Raw genomic sequence first — 11,729 nt, 5'->3', positions numbered from 1 at the left:
TAAAAATGGTACGAATCGAACCCGATCGACTTTTCATGAATGTTTACCCATTTATGAAAAATACTCAGAAGGGCTACTGGATATTTGGCGGAGGTAAGTCTTTAGCTCTTATCTTGAAGGCGATTCAAGAAAACGCTCTAGAGCTTCCTGAGCGCATAGTAGACCGAGAAGAATCTGAGATAAATGGTATTCAGGTTGTTCCTGAGAGCGAAGAGATCTTCAAACACTGGCAGGAAGGTCAATATATCTTTGTGGCGAGTATTTCATATTACCATGAGATTAAGAAACGCTTGCTTGCGATCGACAGTCGCTTAGAGAACTATTTGGTTCCCATGCTGCCAGAAGCTTGGCGTGAGCAGAAAAAATCGCCCTTTATCTATCTAAATACGATTCCAAAATCAGGTAATAAATACATTGCTAATAATTTGCTAATGTCTCCTTACTGCTCGGAGTCCAGAGATATTTCTGCCGGCCCTTGGGGCAACTCAAATTTACATGAATTCCAAATTAAGAGAGCTATTATTGAAGGAGGCGTATTAATCGGTCATGCCTCGCCTTCTAGTTATAACGTGGGTGTTCTCAAAGATAATGGTATTCATAAAATGGTTCTGCATACACGTGATCCTAGAGCAGCCACTTTGAGTTTTACCCATTGGATCAATAAGAAATTAAAAGCTGGAAATTTAGAAGCATGGGCACACCCTCCAGTTGATGGTTATGCCGAGCTGCCGTTTGAGAAACAGCTGGATGTCGTGTTGAGCTATTGGTTGGATTCATTAGTGGAATATATCGAGGGCTGGATCAAAATTGATGAGCAAGATAATGATTTTGATGTGCTATTCACTAATTTCACCAAAATGAAAAATGAGCCACAAGCCTTTTTCGATGAAATTATGGCGTTTTATGGTCTGGACCATAAGGTTGAAGTACAGGCGCCAAAGGAAGAATGGCATTTCCGTGCAGGTCAGGAAAATGAGTGGATGAATTCTTTTACTTCAGAACAGCGAAAATTTAGCGCGGCTCGTATTCCCTCCTATTTGAAAGAGCAGTTTGACTGGCCGTTAGAGTAAGGCTGTTGTTTAAGCAAGCGCCTATTTTAGGCGCTTGCTCGTACTCAGTACATGAATTAGTTCGCGCGAAGGGCGCTAATCAGCTCCATATTGCCAACCAGGAAATATGGGTTCAAGACATTTTCAGGTGTGGCATATGACAGAGGTTTCCCCTTTAAGTCAGTAACGGTTCCTCCAGCCGCCAGAACAACAGCATGAGCTGCAGCGGTATCCCAGAGGCTAGTCAAACCTATTCGAGGGTATAAATCTGCTTTGCCTTCAGCGACTAGGCATAGTTTAAGAGAACTGCCCATTGAGACCATTTCATAGTCTGCTAGCTTATCTAGCCAAGCCTGCATTTCATCGCTGGTATGGGAACGACTGCCAACCACTCTAAGTGCTGTAGAAATATCTGCTGAGTTATTTACGTTAATATCATGATGACCTGCTTGGTCAATCTTTTGTGCACCACCGTTCTCAAATCCGGTGTAAGTTGTTTCTAGTACTGGAGCATAGACCACTCCTAGTATCGGGGTGCCTTGTTCAATTAAGGCAATATTGACCGTGAATTCACCATTTCTTTTGATAAACTCTTTGGTCCCATCGAGAGGGTCTACTAGCCAATAGACGCCGTCATCATTGGCACCGGCGAAGCGCTCTACCGCTTCCTCTGAAAGGATCGGAAGAGTGGGAGTCAGTGCCTGTAGCTTTTCTATTATGATCTTATTTGCCGCTTTATCGGCTTCAGTAAGAGGCGATGCATCGTCCTTGATATCAACTTGAAAATCACGCTCATAGATTTCCATAATTTTTTGGCCAGCCTGCTGTGCGATCTCGATAACGCTAGTCATCAGGTTTGAAAGTTCGTGAGAGTTCATCAGGAAGTCCTTACTTTTCACTAGTCATAGACTTATTTAAATAGAAATGTAGTTCGCGTGCTTGCTGCGTGCTATCAATAAAATGCAGCTCGCCAAATGGCTTAAGTTCCTCATTTAATGAGTAACGGGCCTCCTTGTTCCAGAGAATAATTTCCCCATCGACATGTTGGAAGTTCCATTGGTGTAAGCCAGTATAGCCAGCATGCTCACCTTCATTTTCATGAACAATGATGTATAGAGCACCTTGCTCTTTTAGCAACTCACACATGTTCTGTATGATCTTTAGTGGGTAGGAGGCATGATCGAGAGCATTACAGCTAAAGACCAAATCAAAGCTTTGTTGAGAGAACTTTTTCAGCAAGTCTTCCCCGCTGCAAGCAATGGGCTCAACCGGAGGAAAAAACTCAAATTGGCGATATAGGTTTTTGTATTCGTCAGCGAGGGGGTCAATACACGTTAACTTAATATGGTATTCCGGTGCTTTGTAGCCCAGCATGGTAACTGGGCCCGAGCCAACATCTAATACTTCAATCTTTGACCCTCTAGGGGAGCCTAGAACATTTAGTGCATTTTGGTAGAAGCGCTTCTCTGGGTTGGCGCGTTCGCTGCACGCCCGCTTGATATGGTGTCGCGTTGCCAAGCTTTTTATCCAAAAGTACACTTCGCTAGCAATTCCCTCATTCCAGAAGTCATTGTGTTCACCACTGGTTGCAATACTGCTAGGAATAGTAAGACCAAAAATGGACGTGGGGTCGATATCCAAGTCTTGTGTCAAATATTGGAAAATGGCGTCTTTGTGCTCTAGTGATGCAATAATGATTTTCTGATTTTGTCTGCAAGAAAGGGTTGCAGGCGCTTCAACAGGCAAATCTAGGATGGTGTTTTTAAGCCCATTACCATGTTGATTGTCTACCACTTTGATAACGCACTTTTTCTGATTCATAAACTCAAAAAAGCAGCTAACCACTTGTCCTAATTCGCCGTTCCCATAAATGATAATTTCATCGGTGGGGTGAAATTCTTTTTTAAACTCATCAATGTTCAGGTTTACTGTATTCATCGTGATAGCTTCTTGTAATGGTAGGTTTAACTTGGTGATTTCATACTTGGCTAAGGCACTAAAACCCTGATGGGTTTTGCTTCTGCCAGTTCCAAGCATCTTGGCAAATTTCTGGTAATGTATAGTGAGTCTGCCACCCTAGACGTCGTTCTATTTTAGACGTATCGGCATATGAAATAGCGACATCGCCAGTGCGTCTCTCAACGACTGTGTATGGGATGCTGATGAGATTAGCCTCTTCAAAGGCCTTTATGATCTCAAGTACGCTGTAGCCTTTGCCTGAGCCGAGGTTATAGACCTCAAAAAAATCCCCTTGTTGTTGCAGTACTTCGCTCAATGCAAAAAGGTGTCCTTGAGCGAGGTCCATGACATGAATGTAGTCACGAATACCTGTGCCATCAGGAGTGGGATAGTCGTTACCAAATACTCTCAAAGAGGCTTGTTTTCCTGCTGCCACATGGGAGATGAAGGGAAGAAGGTTGCTTGGTGTCGTTTTGGGACTTTCTCCTATCATGCCACTTGGGTGTGCTCCTGCAGGGTTAAAGTATCGCAAAATCGAAATATTCCAATTTAGGTCAGATTGTGGCAGATCTGAGAGGATTTGCTCGATCATGAGTTTGGTCTGGCCGTAGGGGGTCTTGCCAATAACGGGATGCTTTTCTTGGTAAGGGGCTGGATGCAAGCTGTCGTAGATGGTTGCCGATGAACTGAAAATTAAATTGAATACCTTAGCTCGCGTCATTTCTTGTAGTAGAGCCAAAGTACTTTGAAGGTTATTGGCATAGTACAGAATAGGGTCGTGACATGACTCAGCAACTGATTTTAATCCAGCGAAATGAATCACGGCATCAATCGTATGTTTGATGAAAACGTCGCGGATTGCTTCAGTATTAGACAAATCTGCTTGGTAAAGGGTGATCGATTTTCCCGACAATGCTTCTACACGTTTTATAGACTCTCTGTCAGAATTACAGAAATTGTCTATAACGACGACTTCAAAATCTGCTTCAAGTAGCACTAAACAAGTATGGCTGCCGATAAAGCCTGCACCGCCAGTCACGAGTATGGTAGCCATTGCAATCAATCGACTCCTTGTAAGTTAAGCATGATCGGATATAGCTAATAGTTGCTGTAAACGCAGCCAATCTTCTTGGGTATCTAAATCCTGAACTCGATGTCTTGGCAACATGATAGGGGTTGCCATGGCTGAGAACATGGAAGGTTTGTTCAGCCATTGCTCAACAGTGCCCCAGTAAAACTGTCCTGCATCGTGGATCGCTTCTTCCAAATCCTGTGATCGCTTACGGATATGCTCAGGGTACATGGGCTGCAGTTTGCCATCACGCACACATAGGGCTCTTTGAATAGGAAAATCAAAGGTTGTCGCGGAAAAGCTTAACGGTGTTTTCGCCAGTGCCTGATAGCCTTTATGGATATCTTCCGTCTTCAGTAAAGGGCAGGTTGCGTAGATCAAACAAGCTTTATCGATCTCCAAGCCTTGCTCGATTAGCGTACGCAGCGCATGTTGCATTACGGGCGTTGTCCCAGTGAAATGATCCGCCAGCTCATCCGGACGAGTAAAGGGCGTTTCTGCTCCCCATTCGCGCGCGACCGCTGCAATCTCTGTATCGTCGGTGGAGACAATCACTTTATCAAACAGCTCTGATGCGAATGCCGTTTCAATAGAGTAGGCGATTAAGGGTTTGCCGTTTAGCAGTTTGATGTTCTTACGAGGAATGCGTTGCGAGCCCCCTCGCGCTGGAATCACGGCGATAGTGATTTTGCTCATAAGATAAATGCCTGATCAATGGCCTCTTTTAAGACGTTTACAACATGCTCTTGTTCCTGATCACTTAGGTCGGGAAACAAAGGTAAGCTCAGGGTTCGAGCATAGTAATCTTCAGCAATTGGGAATTGTCCACAGTGAAAGCCTAGCTGTTGATAATAGGGCTGAGTATGCACGGGAATATAGTGCACCTGAGTACCAATATTGTGATCGCGCAAATATTTGAAAATAGTTGCTCTTTGTTCCGTTAAGGCTTCGTTTAATAGGATTGGGAATAGGTGCCAGCTTGAGTAGGCATAATCTGCTTCACCTGGTAATTGAACAGGTAAACCACGTAACAATTGATAATAGCCTTGTACTAGCTCTCGGCGGCGTTCAATAAAACTCGTCAGACGTTTAAGTTGTGAGAGTCCAAGCGCCGCTTGCAGCTCGGTCATGCGATAGTTAAAACCAAGAGTTTGCTGTTCGTAGTACCAGTCGCCAGGGGAGCGGTTTTCAAATTCGCGCTTATTCTTAGAGACCCCCTGATTAACCAGCAGACGCATGCGTTCTGCAAGTGGCTCTTTATTAGTCACAGCCATACCGCCTTCGGCGGAAGTCATCACCTTGACGGGGTGGAAGCTGAAAATGCAAATATCCGAATAGCGGCTGCCAACGGGGGTTCCTTTGAATTTGGCGCCAATGGCGTGCGAGGCGTCTTCAATTATGGCAAAACCATACTGCTGTGATAGCTCATAAATCGCGCGCATATCGCACGGATGGCCACCAAAGTGAACTGGAATAACGACTTTAGGGAGCTTATCTTCCTGTGCTGCTTGAGCCAGTTTCTCGGCTAACTTAATCGGGCACAAATTATAGGTTTGTGGATCGATATCAACAAAGTCGACGTCTGCATAACAGTAACGCGCACAATTTGCGCTGGCAATAAAGGTATTCGGTGTTGTCCAAACCCGGTCACCTTCTGAAACGCCTAATGCAAGGCAAGCGACATGCAATGCTGACGTCGCACTGTTGGCAGCGATACCGAACTTGCAGCCACTCAGATCAGCGACGGCTTGCTCAAACTCCCCAACCACAGGGCCTTGTGTTAGAAAGTCAGAGGTGAGCGCATCGCAGACGGCTTCCACGTCGGCGACAGAGATGGATTGGCGGCCATAAGGAATAAAGTTAGCCACGTTCAAACTCTAAGATTTGTTCGACGGTTAAGAAATCAGGGTTGCTACCGGATTGATACTCAAAGCCAGGCGCGACAAGCGTCGCGGTTTCGCCTAAGCAGTTTTTATCAAAGTGCAGCTCACGACCAAAAAACTTGATACTGGGCGCAATCACAAAATGGTCGTGATATTCAAAGGTATGATAAGAGTCGTCCGCAGGGCACATCACCTCATGCAACTTTTCTCCAGGTCGAATACCAATATCTTCGGTTGGAATGCCTGGTGCGTAGGCTTCTGCGAGGTCGGTAATGCATACTGATGGAATTTTCGGAACAAAGATTTCGCCACCGTGCATGCGCTCAAAGTTCTTGAGTACGAAGTCTACCCCCATTTGTAAGGTGATCCAGAAGCGTGTCATATCTGGGTGAGTAATGGGGATGGTTTTTGCTCCTTCAGCTGCTTTCTTCTGAAACAGTGGTACTACCGAGCCGCGAGATCCGACCACGTTGCCATAGCGCACGACTGAGAAACGAGTTGGCCCTTTACCTACCGTGTTATTGGCCGCAACGAACAGTTTATCTGAGGCCAGCTTAGTGGCACCGTACAGGTTAATAGGGGCGGCGGCTTTATCGGTGGACAGAGCGATGACTTTCTTAACATCGTTAGCAATAGCCGCCGAGATGACATTCTCAGCCCCATGGATATTGGTTTTAATACATTCCATTGGGTTGTATTCTGCTGCCGGCACTTGCTTAAGCGCCGCCGCATGAATCACATAATCCACATCACGCATGGCTTGTGTTAGGCGGTCTTTATCGCGTACATCACCGATAAAATAGCGCATACAAGGGGCATCGAACTCCTGTTGCATCTCGTATTGTTTTAATTCATCGCGAGAGTAAATAATCAGACGATTAGGCTGATAACGATCCAGCAGCGTTTTGACATACTTTTTGCCAAACGAGCCAGTGCCGCCGGTAATGAGAATACTTTTGTTATCAAACATAATTGTTTATCTCTTCTTTACTTCGTCATGATCTGGACGTTATGACGTTAAAATATTTAAACACACTCACTTGAAAATAGGTGTTAAAGCTTCACTCTCAGAACGTAGTCCAAAAGATAATTCACGGCTTCATCAATCGTATAATCGTTGGTGTTTATTTCTAGCTCAGGTTCTACTGGCTTTTCGTAGGGGGAATCAATCCCTGTAAAGAGCGGAATTAAACCACCTCTGGCTTTGGCATAAAGCCCCTTGGGGTCACGTTCTTCACAGATGCTTAACGGAGTACTGACGTAAATTTCATGGAACCTTCCGGCAGGGCAAGCTTCGCGAACAATTTGGCGATCAGAGTTAAACGGCGAAATAAACGTACAAAGGACAATGTAGCCTTCGTTCATCAAAAGCTTGGCTACTTCACCCGCTCGGCGAATATTTTCCCTACGGTCTTTATCGCTGAATTTGAGATCACTACAAAGTCCGGTTCGCAGAACATCACCGTCAAGCAAGTAAGCTCTTTGACCATTGGCTTTTAATTTAGCCGCTAAAGCGGTTGCCAAAGTTGTTTTTCCAGAGCCACTTAGACCGGTAAACCATAAAATTGAGCCTATGTTTTGTTCCATTCGCTTTCCTATTTGGAATCTAATTTCGCCACACAACCAACTAAATGATCATCCACCATACCCGTTGCCTGCATAAAGGCATAACAAATGGTCGGGCCGAAAAACTTAAAGCCGCGTTTTTTCATGTCTTTGGCAATGGTCTCAGCTAAAGGCGTCACAGCGGGGACGTCGGCCATGCTGTTGGGGTGATTAGTCATCACTTTGCCATCATTGAATGCCCAGTAGTAATTCGAGAACGAACCAAACTCTTCTACAATGCGTAAGAAACATTGGGCATTGCTAATGGTCGCGGCGATTTTGCCGCGGTGGCGAACAATGCTGGCGTCCTGTGACAGCCTCTCTATGTCATCGGCTGTCATGGCAGCAACTTTAGTCGGATCAAAATTGTGAAAAGCTCGGCGATAGCCCTCACGTTTTCGCAATATTGTGATCCAGCTTAATCCGGCTTGTGCGCTTTCCAGTACAATAAACTCAAATAGAGTTTGATCATCGGTGACCGCTTTGCCCCATTCCATGTCGTGGTAAGCCATGTACTCAGGGGAACCCAAACACCAGTCGCAACGCTGTTCAGCCATGATTTTACTCACCTTTTTCATTAGATGTGACTCTATTACCAAATGGGAGGGAGTGCAAATGAACTTCGCCAATGGACTATTTAGCGCAGGGTTTGAATGGTTTGGCTGGATAGTGGCAGTGCTCACTTGTCTAGTTGCGCTCAGGCAGGCGCCTTGGCGAGCCTTGATTGAAAATACGGCCTTACAGCATCGTTTCCTTGGCTGTGCCGTCGGCTTGGCGGTTTTATGGCAAATGAGTGTCAATTTAAACGTCGGGGTGATCATTCATTTTATGGGGATGACCACGTTGACCTTGTTCTTTGGTTGGCCTTTGGCACTGCTTGCGGGCTTGCTGGCACTGCTAGTGGATACGCTCTTGAATGGGCAGCAGTGGTCGGTATTTGGTTGCAACCTGCTGTTTAACGCGGTCATTCCTGCCCTCGTGACTTGGTGGCTGCATGTGCGCATTGAGCGTTTTAAGCCTTCCAATCCGTTTGTGTTTATTCTTGGCACGGGGTTCTTTGGCTGTGTGCTAAGTACCTCCGTTGCCACCTTAGTGGCTGTTACTGCTCTAAAGCTGTTTGGAGTGCTTGAGCTAAAACTGACATTGGCGGATTACCTTGGCTATCTGCCGATTTTTGTTTTTCCCGAGGCCGTGGTGAATGGTATGTTTATCTCCGCCACCACTATATTGCACCCTCATGTGGTGGTGGCGTTTAACGAAGCTCGCTATTTCAAGCAAACCGAGCGCGAGATGATTCTCGATGAGCACATAGAGCCGTCGCTCGATTTAGAGCAAACCGAAGCGCCAGAAGAAGGCGAAGACGACGATAGCCGTTACCGCCCCCCAAAAGACTGGTATGACAAGGATAAAGATTCGTGAAGTTTAAGCCGACCTATCAACAAACTGATGTGGAAATCCAAACCGATGAAGTGGTCTATGATGGCTTCTTTAAAATGCATAAACGGGTACTGCGCCACCGAAAATTTAATGGTGAATGGTCTGATTATATGACACGCGAGATGATGGTGCGTCCGGATGCCATCTGTGTGCTCCTATTCGATCCTAAGCAAGATAAGATTCTATTGATTGAGCAATTTCGTCCCTGTTTACCGGAGCGAGAATCACCATGGCTGCTTGAACTGGTGGCTGGCATGGTTGAAGTAGGGGAATCTGATGACGAAGTCGCCCGTCGCGAATCTTTTGAAGAAGCGGGCGTAGAGGTACAGCGCTTGAAATACATGATGCGCTTTGTGCCGTCACCCGGTGGATTAGTGGAACATCTGCGCATGTACGCTGGGGAGATTGATGTCAGCAAGGTAGATCTTAATGCCACATTGGGACTGGATGAAGAGCACGAAGACATCAAACTGCACCTATTTGACAGCGCTGAGGTCTTGCCATTGTTGGAGCAAGACATCGTTAATGCCAGTACGATTATGGGCCTGCAATGGTTTATGTTGAATAAAGACAAGCTAAAAGCTGAGTGGTTAGACGGTAACTAAATTGTGTTGTTAAAACTGTTTCCTTGGTCTTTTATGCGCCCTGTGATAGGGCTGTTAACGTTCTTATTCCTCTGTATCAACATTTTGCTGTGCGGCATGGCGATTCATTTGGTTGCTTTTCTTGGCTGGCTAGGCAAATGCCCAGCCAGTTGGCAGCGATCGTTTAATGATCGCTGCTATCATGTTTGGGTGAGCCTTTGTCGATTCTGGTTCCAACAACTGTTGGAGATGCATTGGCAACTGGACAACGGCTTAAGGTCAAGGCCAGATCAATGGCATTTAGTGGTTGCCAATCATCGTTCTTGGGTGGACACCTTTGTCGTGCTTTTTCAGCTGCAGGGGAGCATGCCCATGCCACGCATTTTCATGAAAGATACTCTGCGTTGGTTGCCGTTAGTGGGAAGCGCGACTAAGCTGATGGGTTTTCCACAGGTAAAACGCTATAGCAAGGCTAAACTGGCTAAGCAACCGGAGCTGGCTGAGCGCGACCGACAAGCCACTCAGGCAGCCTGTGTTGCCTTAATGCAAACGCCCAGTAGTATGATGAGCTTTGCTGAGGGAACCCGCTTTACTGCACGCAAGCATCGACAACAGAAGTCGCCGTACCAGCATTTACTCCGTCCCAAGGCGGGGGGATTGTGGGCAGTATTACAGGCCATGCCGGATCGGTTTGAATGCATCACCGACCTAAATATTGTCTATCAAAACGGCGCTCCCTCTTTTTGGGATTTGCTCTGTGGTAGAGTCGCGCACGTGTTTGTGACAGCGCGTTATGTTGAGATTCCGAGAGCGTTTCAGCGGATCGATCATGACACCGATAAACAAGCCTTTTATACTTGGTTAAATGGCTATTGGCAGGACAAAGATGTCCATCTGGAAACGGACCTACGCCAATGTGTTATGCTTGAAATTAAGCGAAATGGACCAATTAAGAAGGGAAACGGGATACAAAATTAGTTAAATGAAACATCGAGAGTATCATCATGCCACACCCATATGTGCCAAATTTAGTAGAGCTACAAATGCTCGGCGAATTAAATTATCGCCGACTAGGTAAGCTCGTGCGTGGCCACGAAGACGATGATGCTTGGCACTTTACCATCCATACAGCGGGTCAACAGAGCCGCTTATCACTGGAGCTGATGGAAGAAAGTCGTTTTACCGCGCAAGTAAAATTGACCTTTGCGCCTGAGATTGCCATCAAGCTGCCCTTTAGCAGTGAGTTGACCATGACGGTGCGCCTATACCATGACGTTGGCATCGCTGAAATCACCGATGGTCATCGTCATTACCAAGGGGCATACCCGTATCCGAACGACGATATGCATCATCGCGATGAGAAATTTCGCCTCAATCAGCAGTTAGCGGATTTACTGGAGCTTTGCCTGAAGCATGGTCATCGTATGTATGATCTACCAGACTTCCAGTTTGCTTAATTCACCGACGGATCGCCGATAGTTGCCCATGCCTCATATTATCTACGTTCACGGCTTCAATAGCTCAGAATTCTCTTATAAGTCTCAGCTAGTCAAAAGACGCCTTGAAGCATTAGGACAGCCTGAGCAGTTTAGCTGCCCGCGTCTGCCTTGGCAGCCGCTTAAAGCCATTGCTCTATTGGAACAAAAAATCGAACAGCTGTTATCGCTTAACGAGTCAGTAGCACTGGTGGGCAGTTCCTTAGGTGGCTTTTACTCAGCCTATTTAAGTGCCAAATACGATCTTAAGGCGGTACTGGTGAACCCCGCCGTCGAAGCGCCGAGTTTGTTACGAGACTATCTTGGTACTCAAATCAATCCTTATACACAAGAACAATATGAGCTTGCCGAAGAGCATATGCTGGAGTTAGAAAGCTTAGATCTGCCTGCTTGTGACGCCAACAATCTTTGGCTAATGCTGCAACAAGAGGACGAGGTGTTAAATTATCGCGCTGCCCTTGAACGCTTCCCAACGGTTGCTCGGTTAATCTGTGAGCCAGGTGGTGATCACAGCTTTGTTGGCTTTGACCGTTTTATTGATCAGATCCTGCACTTTGTAGGATTTCAGGACGATTTTTAACGCATTGTTTTTAAGGGATTTGCCTAGCTTTATCCTGCGTTATAGACTCTTGTTCATATTGCTT

14 protein-coding genes are annotated in these 11,729 nt (G+C 46.0%); 6 read left to right on the top strand and 8 right to left on the bottom strand.

Annotated elements, in window-relative coordinates; translation table 11 throughout:
- The first annotated feature begins 5 nt into the window (after window positions 1-5).
- The gene (locus tag MAQ5080_RS01250) at window positions 6-1,070 is read left to right on the top strand and encodes a sulfotransferase domain-containing protein (RefSeq protein ID WP_067204346.1); all 1,065 of its coding nucleotides are present in this window, start codon (window positions 6-8) and stop codon (window positions 1,068-1,070) included.
- A 56-nt stretch (window positions 1,071-1,126) separates the two neighbouring features.
- Here MAQ5080_RS01250 and cysQ read toward each other — a convergent pair whose 3' ends face one another.
- From cysQ to MAQ5080_RS01210, 8 genes are all read right to left on the bottom strand, one after another.
- The gene (cysQ, locus tag MAQ5080_RS01245) at window positions 1,127-1,927 is read right to left on the bottom strand and encodes a 3'(2'),5'-bisphosphate nucleotidase CysQ (protein ID WP_067204343.1); all 801 of its coding nucleotides are present in this window, start codon (window positions 1,925-1,927) and stop codon (window positions 1,127-1,129) included.
- Between the two features lie 10 nt (window positions 1,928-1,937).
- Window positions 1,938-2,987 (bottom strand): class I SAM-dependent methyltransferase, encoded by a 1,050-nt coding sequence (locus MAQ5080_RS01240; RefSeq protein WP_197464536.1) that lies wholly within the window; start codon window positions 2,985-2,987, stop codon window positions 1,938-1,940.
- Between the two features lie 58 nt (window positions 2,988-3,045).
- Window positions 3,046-4,062: a UDP-glucose 4-epimerase GalE gene (gene galE, locus MAQ5080_RS01235; RefSeq protein WP_067204338.1), complete on the bottom strand. Its 1,017-nt coding sequence runs from the start codon at window positions 4,060-4,062 to the stop codon at window positions 3,046-3,048.
- 24 nt (window positions 4,063-4,086) lie between these two features.
- Window positions 4,087-4,776: a pseudaminic acid cytidylyltransferase gene (gene pseF, locus MAQ5080_RS01230; RefSeq protein ID WP_067204335.1), complete on the bottom strand. Its 690-nt coding sequence runs from the start codon at window positions 4,774-4,776 to the stop codon at window positions 4,087-4,089.
- Complete coding sequence (pseC, locus tag MAQ5080_RS01225; RefSeq protein ID WP_306455399.1) at window positions 4,773-5,948, bottom strand: UDP-4-amino-4,6-dideoxy-N-acetyl-beta-L-altrosamine transaminase; 1,176 nt, start codon at window positions 5,946-5,948, stop codon at window positions 4,773-4,775. Before pseC ends, pseF begins: the two co-directional genes overlap by 4 nt.
- Window positions 5,941-6,933 (bottom strand): UDP-N-acetylglucosamine 4,6-dehydratase (inverting), encoded by a 993-nt coding sequence (gene pseB / locus MAQ5080_RS01220; RefSeq protein WP_067204332.1) that lies wholly within the window; start codon window positions 6,931-6,933, stop codon window positions 5,941-5,943. Before pseB ends, pseC begins: the two co-directional genes overlap by 8 nt.
- An 83-nt stretch (window positions 6,934-7,016) precedes the next feature.
- A complete protein-coding gene (cysC, locus tag MAQ5080_RS01215; RefSeq protein WP_067204330.1) occupies window positions 7,017-7,550 on the bottom strand; it encodes an adenylyl-sulfate kinase in 534 nt (177 codons plus the stop codon).
- An 8-nt stretch (window positions 7,551-7,558) separates the two neighbouring features.
- Window positions 7,559-8,125 (bottom strand): DNA-3-methyladenine glycosylase I, encoded by a 567-nt coding sequence (locus MAQ5080_RS01210; protein WP_067204867.1) that lies wholly within the window; start codon window positions 8,123-8,125, stop codon window positions 7,559-7,561.
- Between the two features lie 58 nt (window positions 8,126-8,183).
- On the opposite strand from MAQ5080_RS01210, the gene MAQ5080_RS01205 reads away from it, so the two are divergent.
- The 5 genes from MAQ5080_RS01205 to MAQ5080_RS01185 are packed head-to-tail and all read left to right on the top strand — an operon-like array spanning window position 8,184 to window position 11,665.
- Window positions 8,184-8,987, top strand: a complete 804-nt coding sequence (locus MAQ5080_RS01205) for an energy-coupling factor ABC transporter permease (protein WP_067204328.1) — start codon at window positions 8,184-8,186, stop codon at window positions 8,985-8,987.
- Window positions 8,984-9,610 (top strand): NUDIX domain-containing protein, encoded by a 627-nt coding sequence (locus MAQ5080_RS01200; RefSeq protein ID WP_067204325.1) that lies wholly within the window; start codon window positions 8,984-8,986, stop codon window positions 9,608-9,610. Before MAQ5080_RS01205 ends, MAQ5080_RS01200 begins: the two co-directional genes overlap by 4 nt.
- A gap of 3 nt (window positions 9,611-9,613) precedes the next feature.
- Window positions 9,614-10,567 (top strand): 1-acylglycerol-3-phosphate O-acyltransferase, YihG family, encoded by a 954-nt coding sequence (gene yihG / locus MAQ5080_RS01195; protein ID WP_082860959.1) that lies wholly within the window; start codon window positions 9,614-9,616, stop codon window positions 10,565-10,567.
- Window positions 10,568-10,593: 26 nt separating this feature from the next.
- Entirely contained in the window at window positions 10,594-11,046 is a 453-nt protein-coding gene (locus MAQ5080_RS01190; protein WP_067204322.1) for a DUF1249 domain-containing protein, read from the top strand.
- Between the two features lie 28 nt (window positions 11,047-11,074).
- A complete protein-coding gene (locus MAQ5080_RS01185; protein ID WP_067204319.1) occupies window positions 11,075-11,665 on the top strand; it encodes a YqiA/YcfP family alpha/beta fold hydrolase in 591 nt (196 codons plus the stop codon).
- Window positions 11,666-11,729 lie beyond the last annotated feature (64 nt).

Source organism: Marinomonas aquimarina (assembly GCF_900089755.1).
GTDB lineage: Bacteria > Pseudomonadota > Gammaproteobacteria > Pseudomonadales > Marinomonadaceae > Marinomonas > Marinomonas aquimarina.
Note: the sequence above shows the minus strand (reverse complement) of the source record. Positions and strands in the feature narration are given on the sequence as shown.